Source organism: Myroides odoratimimus (assembly GCF_030326305.1).
Taxonomy (GTDB): domain Bacteria; phylum Bacteroidota; class Bacteroidia; order Flavobacteriales; family Flavobacteriaceae; genus Flavobacterium; species Flavobacterium odoratimimum_A.
Window position 1 is genome coordinate 1 of record NZ_JACAKB010000005.1, and the last position, 22,174, is coordinate 22,174.

Here is a 22,174-nt window from a genome sequence, read left to right on the forward strand (position 1 = left end):
GGTTCACTCTGTTGATTTGGTTGCTTTATTATACTTCTATAAAATTATCATTTTCTTATTCAACAAATCTAAAGGTAAACTGTGAAAAGAACGCATACTGCTCTTTTCTATTCCATTGAGATAAATCTACTTTAGTTCTCATTTTGTTGTGTTGTTTTATTCACAGCGAAAATATACGTAATCTTCTTGATGGTATAAGACTTTTGTCCTAGACTACTATATGTAATATCGTTTACTCCTATTTCATCATCGCTCTCAACTGCTCTTCAAAATTCTCTCCTTGCATTCCTTCGAATCTCCTCACTAGTTTTCCATCTTGATCAAACAACCAATAATCAGGTGTACTCTTATTTCTATACATTGCTAGAACAGGACTTAGTCTTCCCTCTTTATTACCTAATAAAATACCCTTATTCCCTTTAAATTCAGAGTAATACTTAAACTTATCTTTCTGATCATGTCCTGCATAATATGTGATATGTACAAGCTTATCCTTCAAGTTATCAGCTATCTGAGTTGTCTTAGGAGCTGCCATTTCACAATAGCCACAGTGGTAAGTCGAAAAATCTAACAATACATATTTCCCCTTAAAGTAATCACTAAGCTTTACTTGCTTAGTTTGTAGATCTTCAGCATAAAAATCATAATAATTATCTCCTACTTCCAGAAGCTTATGATCTATAAATATCTTAAGCATCTGTACTTCTTTAGTATCATAATACTTAGGATCTATAAGAGCATATAGTTCGTCTAAATAATCTGATGAATAATCTATAGCCTGATATTGCAGTAGGTATCGAGCATAAGCTGTATTAATATTCTTTTTTATAAAAGCGTTATTTTGTTTGTTAATAAGATTCGACAACTTCTTAATCTTACCTAGAGGTTCTTCATCACTTAGATACACCTTCGCTACACTATCCTTATCTTTCCCTTCTTCTAAAAGACGGTAATACTCTTTGATATAAACACTTCGTTCTTCTACTAAGTGCTTATTAACTAACATATTTTCATATCTCAGGCTGTCATTCACAGAATTCATCGCTCTAAGATTACCTGAAAAATCATTTATAGAACCATTAATAGTTACAGACTCATTGCCTAAAAAGAAGAAGGTACTCTTTGTCTCTTTTCCTACATAAGCATCTAATCTCACATAATTAGGAACATCTTCTAGTACCATAGACACATCTACCTCACCATTCTTTAGACGAAATTCTTGTTCTTTTCCACCACTCGATAACATCATCTTTACCTCATCGCTTATTCCTTCCAGTTTTCCTGTTATATGTAACTTCTCCTGTCCTAATACTCCTATAGAACACAGCATTAAAAGCGTATAGAATATCTTATATTTCATAGTTCACAAATTGATTAAAGCTAAGTAACAGCAATATAAATAATTAAATAACAACTAAATATAAACATTCAAATAAATATAACTAAGCTCCTATTTCATCAACGCTCTCAACTGCTCTTCAAAATCCTCTTCTAACCCTTGATCAAAAATCTTTAATAATCTCCCCTCCGAATTAAATAGTGCATAATATGGAGTACCACTCATTCTGTATTTAGCAATTGTCGGGCTTTGCATTCCTCTTTTATCCCAAACTATTACACCGTGATCTCCTTTTAGACCTCTATACTTTTCAACACTATGTAAATCATTCTCTATACAATAAGTCACATATACTAACTTATCCTCTAACGCTTTTGCTAACTTTGAAGTTATTGGAACAGCCTGTTGACAAAAATAGCAATAGGGTGAAGAGAAATCAAGTAACACATACTTTCCTTTAAAATAATCACTAAACGTTACTTTCTTTTCATTCATATCTAAAGCCGTAAAGTCATAATAACTATCTCCCTCCACTAACACTTTATTATCTATTAGAGCTTTTAAAAATACTATTGGATCAGTATTTTGATATTGACTATCTACTAAGTCATACAATTCTTGATAATGATTGGTATTAGTATCATGCATTATAAATCCGACCAAATAACGTCCATAATCCGTATTGATATTTTTCTTTAAAAACTCGTAATCTAAGTCTTTTATCTTTTGCTCTATACGTAAGTATTCCTCCTTGTATGGTGCCATCGCATTATCATAAGACATTCCACTATCTACTTCTTTAGACACCTTACTTTCGATAATTTGGCGTTCAGTTCTTAATTCTCTAGTTAGTATCTCGCTCTCATATCTTAAAGTATCATACCTAGAACCTTTAGCTTGTAGACTCTTTAAATCGTCAAAGCGACCATCTATAGTCACTGTCTCATTTCCTAAGAAAAAAGAAGTATACTCATAATCATCCCCTTTCATGATAGACAAATACACAGGCGTAGGCGCTTTAACAATCTCTGCTTCTACTACGAATACCCCATCTATAGCTTTAAGCTCTATCTCTTTCTTATCATAAGAGAGCATTAGCTTAGCTCCATTAGGTATCCCCGTAATCTTACCTGTTACATGTAATTTATCTTGAGCCATTATTCCTACAGAAAAGAATAATGCGATTAACATCATTAATTTATTCATTATAGCTTACTATTTAATCTCTACAAGATAGGTAATTCAACTTATACAGAACAATATTATTCAAAGAATAAACTTCTCCCTCTTTATGATTTCAAATAACCCTGCCCCCTCATGGAGATAATGACCTCATTAGCTCTTTTTGCACAGATATGCGCTTTCTTATCACACATAGTTACCTATAATTCATAACCTTAAGCTTATTTCATTTATTTTTATTCGGAAGCTATTCGGTAATACCCAGTATTTACTTGGGATAAGAGGTAGTTTACCGAACTGTATTCAGGTTGTACCCGAACTATCTACTATAGATAAAGATAGAAATAAAGCATTATTTGTATAAAAATGACGTGTATTTGAATTTTTATATTCTCTTTTAGAGGTAAAAATTGGTCAATTCGAAATAATGTCTATTTTTGTTATACAACCACAAAAAACGATATTGATATATGAGACCAGATTTATTTCAGGCACCTGATTATTACTTATTAGACGACTTGTTAAGTGATGAACACAAGTTAATTAGAGATACAGCGAGAGCATGGGTGAAGAAAGAAGTTTCTCCTATTATAGAAGACTTCGCTCAACGTGCAGAATTTCCAAAACAATTAATACCAGGATTAGCCGAGATAGGTGGATTCGGTCCTTATATCCCTACCGAATACGGAGGAGCAGGATTAGACCAAATTTCGTATGGACTAATCATGCAGGAGATCGAGAGAGGAGATTCTGGTATACGTTCTACCTCATCAGTACAGTCTTCACTAGTGATGTACCCTATCTGGAAGTACGGTAATGAGGAGCAACGCATGAAGTACCTACCTAAGCTAGCGACAGGAGAGTATATCGGATGCTTCGGATTGACAGAGCCAGATCACGGTTCTAACCCAGGTGGGATGCTGACTAACTTTAAAGATATGGGAGACCACTACCTGCTAAATGGGGCTAAAATGTGGATCTCTAATGCTCCATTCGCAGACATCGCTGTAGTATGGGCTAAGAATGAAGAAGGGCGTATACACGGGCTGATCGTAGAGCGTGGTATGGAAGGCTTCACTACTCCGGAGACACATAATAAGTGGTCACTGAGAGCTTCGGCTACAGGGGAGTTAATATTCGATAATGTCAAAGTACCTAAAGCTAACTTATTGCCAAACAAATCAGGATTAGGAGCACCTCTAGGGTGTTTAGATTCTGCTAGATATGGCATCGCATGGGGAGCTATCGGAGCCGCTATGGACTGCTATGACACAGCACTTCGCTACTCGAAAGAGCGCATACAGTTCGACAAACCTATCGGTGCGACTCAGTTACAACAAAAGAAATTAGCAGAGATGATCACAGAGATCACTAAAGCACAGCTATTAACCTGGAGATTAGGCGTACTGAGAGACGAAGGAAGAGCTACTTCTGCACAGATCTCTATGGCCAAACGAAACAATGTGGCTATGGCATTAGACATCGCACGTGATGCGCGTCAGATGTTGGGAGGTATGGGTATCACAGGAGAATACTCTATCATGCGCCACATGATGAACTTAGAATCTGTAGTGACCTATGAAGGGACACATGATATCCACTTGCTAATAACAGGTATGGATGTGACAGGATTCCCTGCATTTAAGTAATAAATATCTTTATAGATAAACTTTATACAAAGAGCTTCGCCTTTCGGTGAAGCTTTTTTACTTTTGTACTAAATTTTAGAAGATATGACTATTCAAGAAATCAATGCACAGATAGCTGAAGAAAGAAATGCGTTACTTCAACACCCTCTTTATAATAAAATAAAGACTATCCCTCACTTATGTACATTTATGGAAGGGCATGTATATGCGGTATGGGATTTTATGTCATTGCTTAAAGCCTTACAACAACAATTGACTTGTACCACGACTCCTTGGTTTGCCTCAGAGTTTCCACAGACACGCTATTTGATCAATGAGATTGTATTAGCAGAAGAGTCAGACTTAGCCTATGATGGACAGCGTCTGAGCCACTTCGAGATGTACTTAGATGCCATGATAACGGCTAAAGCAGATACTACTGCTATCGAAGCACTTATCCGCACTCTTAAGTCTGGTACACCTATCTTCGAAGCGATAGCACAGACAGACTTAGATGAAGGGGTAAAAGAATTTTTAAACTTCACCTTCAAGACTATCGAAGGGGGTAAAGCACATGAGATCGCAGCAGCCTTCACATTTGGTCGCGAAGATTTGATACCAGATATGTTTACTGAGATCTTAAAAGGGTTTCAACAAAACTTCCCTGAGACAGACTTGACAAAGCTAGTGTATTACTTCGAACGTCATATCGAACTAGATGGAGATGAGCATGGTCCGATGGCCATGAAGATGATCTCTGAGCTATGTGGAGATGATCAACAGAAGTGGCAAGACGTCATCACAATCTCTAAACAAGCACTTATAAAACGTTATAACTTGTGGAATTCTATCGAAAAATTTATAGATATCAAGTAAGTTTAACGTTTACAAAACACTAATATCTCATTAATTTACATATATTTACACAAAAGCATTAAAAACATGAAATTGAAAGGTAAAAACGCAATTATCACCGGAGGTGGAAGAGGATTAGGTAAAGCTACCGCTATTGCTTTCGCTCAAGAAGGGATAAACGTTGCTATTACTGGTAGAAACGAGAAAACATTACAAGCAACTGTTACAGAGTTAGAAGCATTAGGAGTGAAAGCTACTTATGCCGTATTCGATGTAACGGATAAAGCAAAAGTAAAAGCTGAAATAGCTAAATTAATAGAAACATTAGGAGGTGTAGATATATTAGTGAACAATGCTGGTATATCAGAATTCGGAAAATTCACAGATATGTCTGCTGAGCGTTGGGAAGAGATCTTGCTTACTAACGTGATGGGAGTGTATAATGTGACTAGAGAAGTACTACCTCACTTAATAGATCAGAATGAAGGAGATATCTTTAACGTAGCTTCTACAGCTGGTCTTAACGGAAATGCAACTACGTCTGCATACTCTGCGTCTAAATTTGCAGTGATCGGGATGTCTGAATCACTAATGAAGGAAGTGCGCAAAAACAACATTAGAGTATGTACGCTAACGCCAAGTACTATCGCATCAGATATGTCTATAGAATTAGGGCTTACAGATGGTAACCCTGATCATATCTTACAGCCAGAGGACTTCGCAGAGCTTATCGTAGCTACATTGAGATTACCAAGAAGAGCCATGGTTAAAACAGCATCGCTGTGGACAACTAATCCTCAATAAAATAGAAGGAGAGGTTTGACTCCTATTCTTTCTTATTACTTATTATGATTACAACCTAAACTCGCTATTTTGGCGAGTTTTTTATTGTATTATTTTTTTATTTAGCAACCGTTTTTTTATTTACTTTTGCGCCGTTTTATATTCATTCTTTCGTCATGATACGAAAAATAACACGCTTCTTTTTAAAGCTAGCACTTCTCTTTTTTGGACTGAGTATTTTCTCAGTACTAGTCTTTCGTTTTGTCCCTGTGCCTTATACCCCACTGATGTTTATCAGACTGTACGAACAGGTAAAAGATGGCAAGCCAATGACACTACAGCACAAATGGGTACCACTAGAAGATATCAATGTCAATCTACAGAAAGCCGTGATCGCTAGTGAGGATGGACACTTCTTGACGCATAATGGCTTTGATTTTAAAGCCATCGAGAAAGCAATGAAGAACAATGAAAAAGGCAAAAAGATCAAAGGTGGTAGTACCATCTCACAGCAGACTGCTAAGAACGTGTTCTTATGGCCGGGGCGTAGCTATATCCGCAAAGGCTTTGAAGCTTACTTTACAGTACTGATAGAATTCCTATGGCCTAAAGAGAGAATCCTAGAAGTCTATCTAAATAGTATAGAGATGGGAGATGGTGTCTATGGAGCACAGGCTGCGGCAAAACATTGGTATAATAAAGATGCAAAGAACTTAACTGCTAATCAAGCAGCAGGTATCGCCGTGATCCTACCGAGTCCGAGAAGATATAAAGCCAATAACTCTGGACCATATATCGCGAAAAGAAAGAACACAATCACGCGTTATGTGAACAACTTCGGTCCTCTCGATTTTAATAAGAAAGAAGCTAATAAAAAAGAGAATAAGAAGAAGTAATGCCATTTTAACTATTTAAATTACCGAATTAACATTGTTTTTTTATAACTTTGTTAGGAACTAAAATAAATTACTATGAAAAAAGTATTGTTATCATTCGCAGTAGTTGGATTATTATTCGCTACTTCATGTAAAGACACAAAGGCTGAAGAAACAACTCCAGCTGTAGAAAACACAGAAGCTACAACTGAGGAAACTCCTGAGTTAACTAAATTCGAAGCTGCTAAAGCAGAAGCTGAGACTAAACTAGCTGATGCAAAGAAAGCTGTAGAAGAAGCTATTAAAAAAGGAGACAAAAAAGCTCAAGAAGAAGCTAACAAAGCTTTAGAAGCTGCACAAAAAACTTGGGATGACGCTAAAGCTAAATTCGAAGAAGTAAGCAAAAAAGCTGGTGATGCAGTAGAAAACGCTAAAGATGCTACTGAAGAAAAAGTAGAAGAAGTAAAAGACGCTACTGAGAAAAAAGTAGAAGAAGTGAAAGAAGCTACTGAGAAAAAAGTAGACGAAGCAAAAGAAGCTACTGAGAAAAAAGTAGACGAAGCAAAAGGTGCACTAAAAGATGCAGCTGACAAACTAAAAAAATAGTATTTATAGAATACGGAAAGGAGCTCATGATGAGCTCCTTTTTTTGTTTACTCTTATAAGGACACTATAAATTTTATAGATATTTTTAATATCTTCATAAATATAAACAATTACGTATCAATGGTATTACCTATATTATTTTGTACATTTACATAGTAATAAAAAATCAGAAATACTATGAAAACAAATATCGGTCTTACAGACAACGCACGTCAATTCAATGCAGAAGTACTATCTAAATTATTAGCAGATGAGTTTATCCTTTACACTAAAGCAAGAAATGCTCATTATAACGTAACGGGGGTAGACTTCCATTCTAAACACGTATACTTCGAAGAACTGTATACAGAACTAGCAGTGAATGTAGATGCTGTGGCAGAACGTATTAAAACACTAGGACACTACGCTCCTTCTTCTTTAAAAGATTACTTAAAACTAACTCACTTAACAGAAGAGAGAAAAACTACAGATACAGATAGTAAGTCTTGGATTGCAGAGTTATTAATAGACTATGAGGTGATCGTATCCTTCATCAGACAGAATATAGATGCTATCGAAGAGTCTAATGATAAGAGTACTGCTGACTTCTTAATCGGCTTAATGGAAGCACATGAGAAAACAGCTTGGATGCTACGTTCTCACTTAGGATAATCAGTGAAACAACATTATATCAAGGTTTGCCTTTTTTGGGCAAACCTTTTTTGTTACTTTTACCTCAAACAACAATAACCAATATGAAAAAGCTATTTATGTTGGGAGCAGTATTATCCCTACTAGTATCGTGTTCTCAGCCTAAAACAGATATAGAAAGAGCAGAGGTATTCCAAAAAGAACTCAACAAGGAGTTTAGCAACTCTAAAACATCTCCATTACCTAAGGATGCGCTAAAGAAGTTTAAAGGACTTGATTTCTTCCCTATAACAGAAGATTATGTTGTAGAAGCTAAACTAGTTCGTACACCAGACGAAAAGCCTTTTACGATGCCTACAACAACTTCGAATAAGCTGAATTATGTCAAATACGGTGAACTACACTTTACATTAGACAAAAAAGAACATAAAGTAGATGTCTTTCAGGATCTAGATATCCTAAAGAAAGAAGACTATGCTAATCATCTATTCTTACCCTTTACAGATCTTACTTCTGGAGTGACTACTTATGGTGGAGGTAGATATATAGATTTAGAGATACCTGAAGGAGACCTTATCACGCTAAACTTTAATCAGGCCTATAATCCCTTCTGTGTTTATAACCCTAAATACTCATGCCCTATACCACCTGAACAAAACTTCATAGAAGTAGAAATAAATGCTGGTGTAAAAAATTATAAATACGAATAAGCAGAGTAGCAAGAAACGGATTGTGAGTGAGTAAGAGTCAATATACTTTTGGGATTCTAAATACAGTAAAATGAAACTAAAAGGTAAAATAGCGCTTATCACTGGTGGAACTAGTGGTATCGGTAAAGCAACGGCACTCTTATTTATCCAACACGGTGCACAGGTCATCATCACAGGTAGGAACAAACATACTATCGACAGTACAGTGGCAGAACTAGGTCATCAGGCTATAGGTATCGTCTCTGATGCTGGTAATATGGTAGACCTAATGCGTCTAGGTGAAGAGTTACGCCACTACACTTCTCGTTTAGACATTGTGTTTGTCAATGCTGGTTTTGGTAAATATGCTCCTCTAGAGCTAATAGACGAGACACACTATGAAGAGATGTTCAATACTATTGTCAAGGGAACTCTATTCACTGTACAGCAGGTCTTACCCCTTATGTCTAGTGATAGCGCTATCGTGCTAAACACTTCTATCGTCACTGAAGTAGGGATGCAAAACTCTAGTGTCTATTCTGCTGCTAAAGCAGCTGTGCAATCGTTCACTAAGACCTTTGCATCAGAATTAATCAGTAGAGGAATACGCGTCAATGCTGTATCTCCTGGTCCTATCCAAACGAACTACTTCGACCGATCTAACTTATCTAAAGAGCAAGTAGAATCATTCACTACTTCCTTCGCACCACAGGTGCCTATACAGCGCTTCGGTCTAGCATCTGAAGTAGCAGAGGCAGTTATGTTCTTAGCTTCTGATGCCGCTTCATTCATCGTAGGTACAGAGCTAAGTGTAGACGGAGGCTTTCCAAAGATAAAAACATCATAAAGAAAAAGGATATAAATTAAAAAGGCGAGTCAAAATGTTGACTCGCCTTTATTGGATTTAAAAACTGTTGTTTCTTATTTCAGTTTCTTGATACCCATATTGTATAATGTAACTTCTTGTAAGTCTCATTCTCTTGTATTGAAAAAGTTGCATCAATTTGTCCAACTTTTTAAAGTCAGTCCAAAGACTTTTTTGCACTTTTATTTCTTTAATATGAAAGTACTGATGTAGACTTTGTAAAAAACAAGAAAAAAATTAATGAGATAATTGAACAAAAGAAGAACCTTCTTTCGAAGCTATTAATTTCTTTCCTTTAAATAACTCTAATTTTATATATGGTGATTTAACTTTGTTATCAGGATTATTGGAAACTAAAACATTTATTTGTGTAGAGTGATGTTTTCTTTGTTTAATTTCTATTTCACTATTACCTTTTATTTCATATCTATTATTACCTCCCACACCTTCATAAGTTAATATTAAATAGGTCTCTTTAGGGTTTGTTGTTACTTTTAATCTGTAAGTACTAATAGGGTTTAACTCTTCGTCTTTTGAACAAGAATTAAAACTCATAACACACATTAATACTATAAATATAGCTAATAATTTTTTCATGTTTTTGTTTATAATTTCCACAAACATACATTTTAAAAGTCTAAAATATGTGTCAAGATATGTCTTGTTTATTACAAATTGAGAATTTCTATTTCACTTTTAATCTTAAGAAAGCAAAATTGGTAAAGTGAGAACAATATAAATTATAGGTATACACCTGATATTGTGATACTGTGATATCTATATCTTCTGGGATGGCACTAAACTAGTACCTCATCCTAATAGAGAAACTAAATCAATAACATACTGGATGAAGTCCTAAAGCATAAAATAATATAAATTAAAAAGGCGAGTCAAAATATTGACTCGCCTTTATTGGATTTAAAAACTGTTGTTTCCTATTTCAGTTTCTTGATACCCATATTGTATAATGTAAATGCTTGTAAGTCTACGTGCTCTTGTATTTGTTGAGCAATAGATTTACCTGCACCATGTCCTGCATTCGTTTCAATGCGAATTAACATAGGGTTATTACCTGTATTTTTAGCTTGTAACTCAGCTGCAAACTTAAAGCTGTGTGCTGGTACTACTCTATCATCATGATCACCAGTTGTTACCATTGTAGCTGGGTATGCTACAGCTTTCACATTGTGTAGAGGAGAATATCCTTTTAAGTACTCGAACATCTCTTTGCTATCTTCTGAAGTACCATAGTCATACGCCCATCCTGCACCTGCTGTGAAAGTGTGGTAACGCAACATATCTAATACTCCTACTGCTGGTAAAGCTACTTTCATAAGGTCAGGACGTTGAGTCATAGTAGCACCTACTAATAACCCTCCATTAGATCCACCTTTAATAGCTAAGAAATCAGATGAAGTATATTTATTGTCAATTAAGTACTGACCTGCAGCGATAAAGTCATCAAATACATTTTGTTTTTGTAATTGAGTACCTGCTACGTGCCATTCTTTACCATACTCTCCACCACCTCTAAGGTTTGGTACAGCATATACACCACCATTCTCTAACCAAATAGCATTAGCAATGCTAAATGAAGGAGTCAAGCTAATATTAAACCCTCCGTAAGCATATAGCATAGTAGGATTCTTACCATCTAACTTAAGACCTTTTTTATGCGTAATGATCATCGGTACTTTAGTTCCATCTTTAGAAGTATAGAATACTTGTTTAGACTCATATTGAGAAGAGTCAAACTTCACTTTAGGTTGCTCATATACTTTAGACGTACCATCTACTGGATTGAAAGCATAGATACTTCCTGCAGTGATATAGTTCGTGAAAGAATAGTATAATGTAGTATCAGATTTTTTACCACCAAAACCACCAACAGTTCCAACTCCTGGTAATTCTACTACTCTCACTTTCTTACCTGTATAGTCATACTGCTCTACATATGCTACAGCATCTTTTAAGTAGTTAGCAAAGATATATCCAGCTCCTGTTGAAGGTGTCAATACATTCTTCGTTTCTGCGATAAAGTCAACCCAATTCGCTTGTCCTGGGTTCTTAGCATCTACAGTTACTACTCTTGTGTTAGGTGCTTTATAATCTGTTACGATATATAATTTACCATCTTTACTATCTAATACTCCATTACTGCTGTCGAAGTTATTTACTACAGTAACAATAGGGCTATTCGCTACAGTAAGATCTTTCACATAAAGCTCGTTTCCATAAGTAGAGTTAGCAGCCGTAATAACTAAATATTTATTATCACTAGTCACTCCTCCACCTACATAACGTCTCTTCTGATCTTTACCGAAGATTAGAGCATCCTCTTTCTGAGCCGTACCTAATTTGTGGTAATATAATTTATGTTGATCTGTCTTTGCAGATAATTCACTTCCTGTTGGCTTATCATAACTAGAGTAATAGAACCCTTCATTACCAAACCAAGAAACCCCACTAAACTTCACGTCTACTAATGTATCCCCTATCACTTGTTTTGTTTCTGCATCTAGCACGATAATCTTTCTCCAGTCACTTCCTCCTTCAGAGATAGCGTAAGCTACTTTAGAACCATCCTCAGAGAAATCAATACTTCCTAATGATGTAGTACCATCTTTAGAGAATGTATTAGGATCTAAGAATACCTCTTCTTTACCTGCTTCATCTTTGCGGTATAAGATAGACTGATTCTGCAACCCGTCATTTTTAAAGAAATAAGTGTATTTACCTTCTTTAAATGGAGCACCGATCTTCTCATAGTTCCATGCCTCTTCCATTTGTTTCTTTAGGTCATCTCTAAATGGAATCTGAGCTAAATAATCAAAAGTAACTTGGTTCTCTGCTTTTACCCAAGCAGCAGTTTCTTCTGATCTATCATCTTCTAACCATCTATATGGGTCAGCTACTTCTACACCGAAGTAAGTATCTACTACTTCACCTTTTTTAGTGTCTGGGTACTTTAGTTCTACATTTGCTTCTTCCGTAGCTCCTTGCTTACAAGAAACTATGATTGTAGCAACTAGTAAAGTCATAAGTGTTTTTCTCATAAATGTTTAAGTTAGTTATTGTTTTCTTAAATAATAAGTTAGTAAATATATCCATAAATTAATAAAGAGCAAGGAGGAATCCCCCTTACTCTCTATATATTAACATTATTTCCTATTATTAATGCTTGTGTTCATGGTCGTGATCATGGTCTCCCTCTCCTGGGTTTACAATATTCACAGTTCTAAATTCCATAGCTTGGTTACCTGCCTTATCTAATACTTTTACTACAAAGTGGTATTCACCTCTCTTTGCTTCTTTATCTATTAGGATTTCGTGGTGATGTATATGTGCATTTCGCTGCCCATAGATATCATCCCAGCTATTTTTATATTTAAACGATTTGCGGTGTGCGTCCTCTTCATCGTCGTGATCATGGTCATGATCATGGTCATCATGTCTTACAGATACGCTGTGCGTATGTGTATGTCCCTCTGCTGAGTGAATGTCAATATCATAAGATCCTAAAGCTATATTATCTGATACATCCATATCAAAGTGGATAGTCTCTCCTGCTTCTAAATTAGCTCCCTCTTCTGGTGCGTTTAACACGATCACAGGTTTTTGAGTATCAATATCAGAATCACTCTTCAGACATGATGTAAATAATATACTACTTAATAAAGTTACGCTTGCTATATATTTTAATTGTTTCATTTTTTTAATGTTTAAAAATCCAGATTGTGTCCTTTTATTTAATCTATCACAATCTGGAAGATGAGTTAAATGTCTTTGTTTTTACCTAGTGCAAAATGAGTTAACCCATTTGCAGGAGGCCCTCTTAACCAATAAAAAGGAAACAGACACTCTTTATAGCTGGCTACTACCTCGATTACTAATTCATCGTGTACTCTCTCTTCCCAAAATTCTATAGGCGCTACTATATGTTCTATAGCAGGTGAGAGCTTACATATATACTGCTCACAGTAGTGAATCGTATTACTATCTACATATTCTAGTTGAGTTGACTTCTGCCCAAAGTGATGATCAATGATGACATAGTGAAGAGTATTGTTCAGTATGGGTACTAAGAATAAAGTACACCATAGAGAACATACTATAGCACGTATGTTCTTATCAGTCATATCAGAATGGTACTTGTATCATCAATTGTATTGAACGTCCTAACTCTGGTATACCTAATGGTCTGTAGAAGCTCGTATGATTTAATATCTTCGTATCAAACATATTTGAGATAGACAGCGTAGTGCGCGCCTTAAACTTACCGAACTGTACTGTAGAAGATACCCCAGCACCGAAGCTCTGACTACTAGGTGTCACTTCTTCTCCCTGTGCTATACGCTCTTGCTTAGCATACCACTTCCCGTTAAAGTACACTTCTGATTCTTTAAACAAATCCGTATCTCTAAAGCTATATCTAACCTCTCCGAATACATTCATCGGAGGAGTGAATGGCAATGGATAAGCTCCGTTCTGTCCATTAGACACTTGCTGATTATAGATATACTCAAGTACTGCTGATATATTTAGACGATCAAAAAAGCGTTTCTCTACTTTCCATTCAAAACCACTAATGATAGCTTCTGATTGGGTATATTCATAAATCTGCCCACTATCTGGTAGTATAGAGAACTTACCTGATGGCTTTAGGTAGATGTAATTAGAAAAATAATATAAATAAGGGCTAAATGTCGTATTAAACGTAGAAGTCTTAAACTCTGCTCTAAAGTCTAATGCAATCCCCTTCTCTGGGTCTAGATCAGGATTCCCTTTCTCATGTCTAAAAGCTCCGTGGTGCACACCATTAGATGCTAACTCTATAGCAGTGGGGAATCTAAAGTTAGTACCCACGGTAGCTCCAAAATTAAAGTTGTCGTTTAGCGTATACTTTGCACCTACCATTCCATTCACACTATTAAAGTCTCTATCTGTAGTCGTACTTCTCTGTGCATATTTATTAGCTAGCTGATCTGCATAGCCCTGTTCTTTTAAATAGTCAAATAAGAATTGATCATAAAACGGCTTAACATGTACACTTGCATAGTCAAAGCGCGCTCCTCCTTCTAAAGTCAATTTATCATTCACGAAATACTCATACATCCCAAATACGCCTGTACTCTGTCTATTAAACTTAGGCAATAAGAATCCGTATCCGTCAATGGTATTGTTCTGAAAATTCTGTTGTACCCCTAATGTCAACTTATGATTGTTATTAAATAAGTGCTCATACTTCACAGATGCATCTACTGTATTTAGTACAAACTGTAACTCTAGATTAGGGTTAGAACTTGGTGGCGTTTGGTCATCAAAGTGAGAGTGAAACAAGCTGTGCTCTTGTCTTCTATTATTTTGATAAGCGACCATAAAAGTCCACTTGTCTTGTAATGAACTATCCCATGTAGTCGTATTCACCACCTTAAAGTGATTGACGTTCTGACGTGGGTATTCTATATTGCGGTGATTCCCATCATCTGCTACAGCTGCCACATTAGGCAATCCGTGAGATCCTGGAAAGAATCCACTCTTGTCATAAACATTACTAATGCTTAAGATATTTTTAAAGTTATTATCCACATAACCTATCTGTCCATATAGCGCAAAGTTCTTAGAAGCGGTATTCTTCATTCTATTGCCATAGATAGGGATCACAGTGTTTAAATAGTCTATCTCAGACGTGGGTACACGATAGTCCCCTGCATCTTGACCTGTTGCTTTAAACTTATAGAAGAACTTTTCATCTCTTCCCTTTACCTGTACAGAAGCCCCATACGAATCGTTAACTGTCTTGCCAAACATAGTAGCACTTCCACTAAATGAGTGAACCTCCGGCACCTTCTCATTATTGATCTTAATCACACCTCCGATCGCATCACTACCATACTCAATAGTACCTACGCCCTTAATTACTTCTACTTCTTCAGTGCTGAAAGCATCTATCTCTAATCCATGGTCTGCTCCCCACTGTTGACCTTCTTGTTTGGCCCCATTCTCAGCTACAGCTACACGATTAAAACCAAGTCCACGGATGATAGGTTTAGAAGCTCCTGCCCCAATCTCCATAGCATTAACCCCTGGTACTGATGTCAAGGTTTTTGCAAATGAGCCCGAAAAACTCTCTACTAACTTCTTATTACTAACTACCTCAGTATTCGCAATCGTCTTTAGCCCATGTGTAGATACTACAACTTGGTCTAGCAGTGTATTGTCCTCCTTAAGGTGCAAATCTAAATACATATCAGATTTCACTGTAAGCAAGGTATCAACGGTCTTATAACCAAGGTATTCTACTAATAAACGGTGCTGACCTGCAGATACAGGTGTAGATATAAATTGTCCTTTCAGGTCAGTTCCAGACTGCAATCCCGAAAAAGTTATATTGCTCCCTACTAATGCTTCTCCATATATGTCTGATACCTTACCCTTTACAACATATTGTTGTGCGTAAGTTCCAACAGAAGCCACTAGTGAAAGCATAAGAATAAATATTCTCATTTAATCGCTAATAATTTAATTGTACATAAATAATCTATCCCTTTGCAAAGATTACAAGAGACCTAATCAATAATTTATGCTAATACAGGGGGTGCCCTAAGGGAAAAGAATACCTGCGAAAGAGGTACAATAGATAGCGATACAATATCCTGAACAGATCTCGCTACATCATAAGTGATAAACTCTACAGATAATATATCTGAAGTGATAGCAGGATTAAGTATAGTATCACAGACAAAACACTTGTCTAGCTGACCATGTGCTTCTTTAAAAGTAAGTTGATCTGATAAGTCTCCTCTACTTTCATTAAAATGAGCATGTGTACTGTGTTCTCTTTCGTACTCTACTGAAGAAACAATATGCTCAAAACTATGCACAAATTGAAAAACGATGGTAAACATAATGGCTACCACCAACAATATTCTTGCTATGTTTTTCTTTGCTTGCATACTGCAAATATAGACAAGAATGCTAGAAATAGACAATATGAATGATAATATTTAATAATTACTTCATATTGAACCTCATTTCACTTCTAATTTTTATTTCACTAATATCCCCTCTTAGCAAGGTGTAAATTCATTTTCATACTCTAAATCAATACTTCTCGCAAACCTAGCATTCTCTATACATAACATAGTTTAATTCAAAATCATAAACTAACATAAAATCTTCTAACAACAGTAAAACATCCTCCACTATGAAACACTGTAAGCAATATTAAATTATTTCAGTCCTTTAATAGTATGATAGCGCAATGCTGATATAATGATCCCATAGTGATCGCATAAAAATTAGCCAAAACTATGCGACCACTATCCGATCATTATCCGATCACTATGCGACCACTGCTATTTTTGAATGCCTCGTCCTACTATAGCTATACAGTTATTCATTATAATCTTACTCTTAGCTGTACAAATGTGTTCAGGTTAAACCAAAAATTATCGTTTGTGTTTTGTTACCTTTGTTTTTCATAAAAAATCATTAATAATGAATAGCAGACTATTAGGTAGTATATTAATCATAGCGGGTTCTTCTATCGGTGGAGGCATGTTAGCTATGCCTATCACATCAGCAGGCGTAGGCTTTATAGGAGCTACTTTGCTGCTATTTATCATTTGGTTTGCGATGTGTTACACAGCATTGTTGATGGTTCGCATCTATGATTTTAACAGTCCTAAAGATGGCTTTGATACCTTGACTAGAAAGTATGCAGGATTCACTGTGAACCGAATAGCCGGGCTAAGTCTGATGTTCTTAATCTATGGGCTGACAGCTGCTTATATGTCTGGTGGAGGGACAATCCTAAAGACAAATATAGACCTGCTACTAGATACTAATCTAGACGATCGCTTAGCTGTACTTATCTTCTCTGCTATATTCAGCGCTATTGTTATTATTGGGACGAGATGGGTAGATTGGTTCACTCGTATTCTTTTTACGGGGAAGCTTATCTTCTTAGCGCTATTAGTGATCGTTATGACTCCTCTGATAGAAGGGGCAAATCTACTTCACATGCCCATGTCTCAAGGTCTGGTGATTATGTCTATCCCAGCGATATTCACCTCTTTTGGTTTTCATGGAAGCATCCCGAGTATCGTTGATTATCTAGAGGGGAATAAGAGGCTATTAAAAAGAGCCTTTATACTAGGCAGCTTACTACCCTTAGTGATTTATTTAGTTTGGCAGATCGTTATATTAGGAACTTTAGATCAGACCGTCTTTATGCAGATATTACAAGAGCACTCTGAGGTAAAAGGGTTATTACTTAGCATAAGAGAGCTGTCGCACTCTACGTATATAGAGACTTTATTTAGTTTCTTCGCAGCAGCAGCATTAGGTACTTCATTCTTAGGAGTAAGTATCGGGCTATTAGATTACTATAAAGACCTGTTTAAAAATAAGTCTAAAAAATTAATCAAACCTTTGGCTGCTATCTGTACATTCATACCCCCATTACTATTTGCACTCTTCTACCCAGAGGGTTTTATTTTGGCATTAGGGTATGCAGCGATAGCAGGTGTTATACTTGCATTAGTCATTCCCGTGATATTATATTTAAAGGCAATGAGATTTCACAAAATCAAAATTTCGTTGTTACAATATCTCATTATTGGTTTTATATTAATACTTTCTTTAGTAATAGTATTTGCACAACTATTAGTCGTTAGCAAAAGCTAAAACCTAAATGTTTTATAAACTTTCTAAAAGTTAGTTAAGAAACGTTTTGTATCATTTTAATTTAGGAATTTACCAGATTCAAAGACCTAGAAATTGCGTAAATTTGCAAGCTTATATTATTATATGATAAACAAATACTTACTAACAACAATATTCGCTATCACACTGATAACGACCACCGTATCTTTTGCACAACAAAGTGCAGATGTAATCTCTAATGAAGAACAACGGGATAGCACGGCTGCTAAAAAGAAATTTTTTGAACGCGTAGTTTCTTATTTTGAAGAAGCTAAAAAAGATAAATCACAGAGCAAATTTGACCTCTCATTCATAGGTGGGCCAAGCTACTCTGTAGATACTAAACTAGGACTAGGTATAGTCGCTTCTGGACTGTATAGAGTAGATAAAGAAAATCTTGATTTACCCCCTTCTGATGTCGCAATTTATACTAACTTCACTACAAGTGGATTCTTTGCTATCGGAGTAGAGAATACTACGATATTTCCTAATGATGACTATCGATTTCACTACGATATGGCGTTTAAATATATGCCTAGTAAATACTATGGCATAGGATATGAAGCAGGTAATCAAGGTGATTATGTGAAATACGATGAATATCACTTAGGCTTGAAATTTGATGTATTGCGAAAAGTGTTGCCTAATACGTATGTAGGACTAGTCTTTTCTGCTCAGAATATTCAGAGTAGAAACTTTAAAGATACAGAAGTGAGACCTGATACAGACTCTAAAGATACAGCTATCGGAGGAGGATTTATCGCGTCATACGATAGTAGAGACTTTATCCCTAACCCGAGTAAAGGAATCTTTATCCAATATGAGCAGACTTTTTTCCCAAAAACACTGGGAAGTAATAAGCACTTCGGAAAGATTAACTTTACAGCACGTGCATATCAACAAGTGTGGAAGGGTGGTCTACTAGCCTTCGACTTAAACGGAGAGTTTAACAATGGTGAAGTGCCATGGACAATGCTTTCTAAACTAGGTGGGGCTAGACAGATGAGAGGGTACTACAGTGGGCAATATCGAGATAGAAAACAGATCAATACACAGGTAGAGCTAAGACAAAAAATACATAATCGACACGGTGTAGCAGTATGGGGTGGTGCAGGTAATGTGTTCAAGAATATGGAAAAGTTTGACTGGAGCCATACACTACCTACTTATGGTATAGGATATAGATGGGAGTTTAAAAATAGAGTAAACGTACGTCTTGACTATGGTTTTGGTAAAGGTCAGAGTGGTTTCTACTTTAATATCTATGAATCGTTTTAAAGGATAAAATGACTGAACAATTAAACAAAAAAGGATTCTTTAGTAGAATCATAAATAACCCGATCGCCTTGTTTTGGTTCTATATTGCTGTCAATATGGTTCCGAGTATTTACTTTGTCTTTACACAACCAGTCGATATACTAGGTAAGATCGTAGTCATACTGTTCCCATTAGGGCTATTCATGACGATATTCTCTGCTTTTAAAAATTCGGGAGCATGGTTACTATTATGTTTTCCATTCCTGTTTTTACACGCTTTCCAGATTGTATTATTCTATCTATTCGGAGAAGATGTGATAGCAGCAGATATGTTTCTAAACGTAGCAACCACGAATACTTCTGAAATAAATGAACTACTCGGTAGTCTATTGCCTTCTATTGCCTTTGTGTGTTTCTTATACATTCCACCTATGGTATTCGCTATACTTCAGTGGAAGAGAAAAAACTTCTTAGGCTGGAGCTTTAGAAGACAGACTCTATTACCTGCTGTGCTATTATTAATAGCCTCACTAGTATTATCATTCTTCAGTGCGAATAAGAATACAGGTACATTTGCTTTTAACCAAGATGTGTATCCTATCAATGCGTTACACAACCTAGGATTCGCTGTGAATAAATGGGATAAGGTCAATCGATACCCGGAGACCTCTAAAGACTTTACCTTTAAAGCTACTAGAGACAGCATCTCTACTGATAAAAGACAGATATACGTACTGATCATAGGTGAGACAAGTAGAGCTGACAACTGGTCTCTGTATGGATATGATAGAGAAACTAATCCGAAATTAAAGACTGAGAAGAACTTGGTCGTGTTCAAAGATGCGTTAACACAATCGAATACGACACATAAGAGTGTCTCAATCATCTTATCAGAGGCAGAGGCAGAGAACTATAATTCTATCTATGTCAAAAAAGGTATTGTACACGCGTTTAAAGAAGCTGGCTTTACCACTATATCACTGTCTAATCAGGCAGAGAACTCTTCGTTTATAGAATACTTCACTAAAGAAGCAGATATCTATAAGACGATACGCACTACTGATAGCCATACACGTATGACAGAGAATCACTATGATGAAGAATTAGTAGATTTAATGCAAAAACACATACAGGAGACTACAGGAGATCTATTCATCTTATTACACACCTATGGGTCACACTTTAAGTATATGGAGCGCTACCCTAAGGACTTCAGACAGTTCACTCCTGATGAGATAGGTGGTGTAAAGAAATCGGAGAAAGAACATCTAGTCAATGCGTATGACAACTCTATCTTATACACAGATCACTTCTTAGCTAAAACGATAGAAGCCCTGAAAGAGACTAATGAGGAAGTAGCTATGTTATATACTTCTGATCACGGAGAGGACTTATTCGACGATGATAGAAATAGGTTCTTACACGCATCGCCAAGCCCTACCTACTATCAGCTAAGAATACCATTCTTAATGTGGTTCTCAGATGAGTATATCGCCAATAATGAAAAGAGAATGACGGCAGTGCAGGAGAATAAAAACAAACCTATCTCTACGAATGCAGTATTCCATACGATGATTAATGCAGCACATATCCGTACTTCTTATCTAGAAAAAGACTTGTCATTAGTCAATAGAGCTTTTAATGCAGAAGCACGTATGTACTTAAATGACCATGATATCGCTGTTCCTTATACTAAAATGAACTTGAAGAAAGAAGATTTCGAAATGCTGAAAAAGAATAATATTAAAGAATAAACAACAAAACAATGATACAAAAAACTAAACTAAAGATACTAGCCCTAGCCATGTGTGCTATGCCACTACTAGCTACTGCACAGAGTGAAAAAGTAGAATCTATAAAACTAGGTAATATGGATCACTGGATGGTACGAGAGATTAAAGAATCGTTTATCATCGGGGGTAATACACAATACCTATACGAGATCACTGAAACAAAAGATACACTAAAGGACAATACGCCTTACAAGAATAAAAAGTCTCCATGGGCTACCTCATCTGTACTAGCTACTGTAAGTGGTATAACAAAAGGGAGCGTAACTGTATTTCCTGAAAAAAGAGATAATGGGTACGCTGCTCGTCTAGAGACACGTATAGAGAAAGTGAAAGTACTAGGGGTAATTAATATCAATGTACTAGCCAGTGGGACAATCTTCTTAGGAGAAATGATAGAACCTATCACAGATACTAAAAACCCTCAAAGTAAACTAGTAACAGGTATCCCATTTACTAAAAAACCTAAAGCACTACAGTTCGACTATAAAGTGACTACTGGTGGGCCTTCTAAACGTGTGAATGGTATGGGAAGCGGAACTGATGCTAAGCGAAATGACAAGGCTGAGATACAGATTCTGCTACAAAAGAGATGGGAAGACAAAGATGGTAATGTATATGCTAAACGTATAGGTACGGGATGGGAACTGATGGATAAATCCGTAAAATCATGGCAAAATAAACACCGTCTGACTGTAAACTATGGCGATATCACAAAGCAGAGTTACTATGGTGCTCACATGGCACTTAGAACAGGTAGCAATGCATACTACACTAGAAATAGCAAAGGTAAAATGGTGCCGATCATAGAAGAAGGTTGGGGTACTGCAGATGACGAGGTAACTCACCTAATCGTACAATTCTCTTCTAGTAATGGTGGTGCGTATATCGGTAATACGGATAGCCGTTTATGGATAGATAACGTAGGGTTGGTTTATTAAAATATATCAATACAAAAAGAGAGGT

At 36.1% G+C, this 22,174-nt stretch carries 20 protein-coding genes; 12 read left to right on the forward strand and 8 right to left on the reverse strand.

The window, feature by feature from the left end; translation table 11 throughout:
- Window positions 1-238 precede the first annotated feature (238 nt).
- Both HX049_RS05455 and HX049_RS05460 read right to left on the reverse strand, forming a co-directional pair.
- Window positions 239-1,360 (reverse strand): TlpA family protein disulfide reductase, encoded by a 1,122-nt coding sequence (locus HX049_RS05455; protein ID WP_286414614.1) that lies wholly within the window; start codon window positions 1,358-1,360, stop codon window positions 239-241.
- A gap of 90 nt (window positions 1,361-1,450) precedes the next feature.
- The gene (locus HX049_RS05460; protein ID WP_286414616.1) at window positions 1,451-2,545 is read right to left on the reverse strand and encodes a redoxin family protein; all 1,095 of its coding nucleotides are present in this window, start codon (window positions 2,543-2,545) and stop codon (window positions 1,451-1,453) included.
- 446 nt (window positions 2,546-2,991) lie between these two features.
- Here HX049_RS05460 and HX049_RS05465 point away from each other — a divergent pair, with 446 nt between their 5' ends.
- From HX049_RS05465 to HX049_RS05500, 8 genes are all read left to right on the forward strand, one after another.
- Window positions 2,992-4,170, forward strand: coding sequence for an acyl-CoA dehydrogenase family protein (locus HX049_RS05465; protein WP_006262638.1), 1,179 nt, complete (start codon window positions 2,992-2,994; stop codon window positions 4,168-4,170).
- 84 nt (window positions 4,171-4,254) lie between these two features.
- Window positions 4,255-5,025 (forward strand): DUF3050 domain-containing protein, encoded by a 771-nt coding sequence (locus HX049_RS05470; RefSeq protein ID WP_286414618.1) that lies wholly within the window; start codon window positions 4,255-4,257, stop codon window positions 5,023-5,025.
- Window positions 5,026-5,091: 66 nt separating this feature from the next.
- On the forward strand, window positions 5,092-5,808 hold the full coding sequence (locus HX049_RS05475) for a 3-ketoacyl-ACP reductase (RefSeq protein ID WP_006257619.1): 717 nt from the start codon (window positions 5,092-5,094) through the stop codon (window positions 5,806-5,808).
- 155 nt (window positions 5,809-5,963) lie between these two features.
- Complete coding sequence (gene mtgA, locus HX049_RS05480; protein WP_286414619.1) at window positions 5,964-6,683, forward strand: monofunctional biosynthetic peptidoglycan transglycosylase; 720 nt, start codon at window positions 5,964-5,966, stop codon at window positions 6,681-6,683.
- 75 nt (window positions 6,684-6,758) lie between these two features.
- Entirely contained in the window at window positions 6,759-7,268 is a 510-nt protein-coding gene (locus HX049_RS05485; RefSeq protein WP_286414621.1) for a hypothetical protein, read from the forward strand.
- A gap of 177 nt (window positions 7,269-7,445) precedes the next feature.
- Window positions 7,446-7,919, forward strand: a complete 474-nt coding sequence (locus HX049_RS05490) for a Dps family protein (RefSeq protein WP_006257622.1) — start codon at window positions 7,446-7,448, stop codon at window positions 7,917-7,919.
- A 98-nt stretch (window positions 7,920-8,017) separates the two neighbouring features.
- Window positions 8,018-8,608 carry a DUF1684 domain-containing protein gene (locus HX049_RS05495; protein ID WP_025125828.1) on the forward strand — a complete coding sequence of 197 codons (591 nt, stop codon included), beginning with the start codon at window positions 8,018-8,020 and terminating at the stop codon, window positions 8,606-8,608.
- 70 nt (window positions 8,609-8,678) lie between these two features.
- The gene (locus HX049_RS05500; RefSeq protein ID WP_286414623.1) at window positions 8,679-9,434 is read left to right on the forward strand and encodes an SDR family oxidoreductase; all 756 of its coding nucleotides are present in this window, start codon (window positions 8,679-8,681) and stop codon (window positions 9,432-9,434) included.
- A 255-nt stretch (window positions 9,435-9,689) separates the two neighbouring features.
- On the opposite strand, the gene HX049_RS05505 is transcribed toward HX049_RS05500, so the two are convergent.
- The 6 genes from HX049_RS05505 to HX049_RS05530 form a co-directional block, all read right to left on the reverse strand.
- Complete coding sequence (locus tag HX049_RS05505) at window positions 9,690-10,049, reverse strand: hypothetical protein (protein WP_286414624.1); 360 nt, start codon at window positions 10,047-10,049, stop codon at window positions 9,690-9,692.
- Between the two features lie 338 nt (window positions 10,050-10,387).
- On the reverse strand, window positions 10,388-12,493 hold the full coding sequence (locus HX049_RS05510) for a prolyl oligopeptidase family serine peptidase (protein WP_286414904.1): 2,106 nt from the start codon (window positions 12,491-12,493) through the stop codon (window positions 10,388-10,390).
- A gap of 133 nt (window positions 12,494-12,626) precedes the next feature.
- A complete protein-coding gene (locus tag HX049_RS05515; RefSeq protein WP_286414626.1) occupies window positions 12,627-13,163 on the reverse strand; it encodes a DUF4625 domain-containing protein in 537 nt (178 codons plus the stop codon).
- A 65-nt stretch (window positions 13,164-13,228) separates the two neighbouring features.
- Window positions 13,229-13,591 (reverse strand): hypothetical protein, encoded by a 363-nt coding sequence (locus HX049_RS05520; RefSeq protein WP_286414628.1) that lies wholly within the window; start codon window positions 13,589-13,591, stop codon window positions 13,229-13,231.
- A gap of 1 nt (window position 13,592) precedes the next feature.
- Complete coding sequence (locus HX049_RS05525; protein WP_286414630.1) at window positions 13,593-15,959, reverse strand: TonB-dependent receptor; 2,367 nt, start codon at window positions 15,957-15,959, stop codon at window positions 13,593-13,595.
- 74 nt (window positions 15,960-16,033) lie between these two features.
- Window positions 16,034-16,408, reverse strand: a complete 375-nt coding sequence (locus HX049_RS05530) for a hypothetical protein (RefSeq protein ID WP_286414632.1) — start codon at window positions 16,406-16,408, stop codon at window positions 16,034-16,036.
- Between the two features lie 544 nt (window positions 16,409-16,952).
- Here HX049_RS05530 and HX049_RS05535 point away from each other — a divergent pair.
- The 4 genes from HX049_RS05535 to HX049_RS05550 all read left to right on the forward strand — a co-directional run bounded on the left by HX049_RS05535 (window position 16,953) and on the right by HX049_RS05550 (window position 22,149).
- Complete coding sequence (locus HX049_RS05535) at window positions 16,953-18,143, forward strand: aromatic amino acid transporter (protein ID WP_286414634.1); 1,191 nt, start codon at window positions 16,953-16,955, stop codon at window positions 18,141-18,143.
- A gap of 123 nt (window positions 18,144-18,266) precedes the next feature.
- The gene (locus HX049_RS05540; RefSeq protein ID WP_286414636.1) at window positions 18,267-19,439 is read left to right on the forward strand and encodes a BamA/TamA family outer membrane protein; all 1,173 of its coding nucleotides are present in this window, start codon (window positions 18,267-18,269) and stop codon (window positions 19,437-19,439) included.
- Window positions 19,440-19,447: 8 nt separating this feature from the next.
- Window positions 19,448-21,172, forward strand: coding sequence for a phosphoethanolamine transferase (locus tag HX049_RS05545; RefSeq protein WP_286414638.1), 1,725 nt, complete (start codon window positions 19,448-19,450; stop codon window positions 21,170-21,172).
- A gap of 11 nt (window positions 21,173-21,183) precedes the next feature.
- The gene (locus HX049_RS05550) at window positions 21,184-22,149 is read left to right on the forward strand and encodes a PCMD domain-containing protein (protein WP_286414640.1); all 966 of its coding nucleotides are present in this window, start codon (window positions 21,184-21,186) and stop codon (window positions 22,147-22,149) included.
- The last annotated feature ends 25 nt before the right edge of the window (window positions 22,150-22,174 follow it).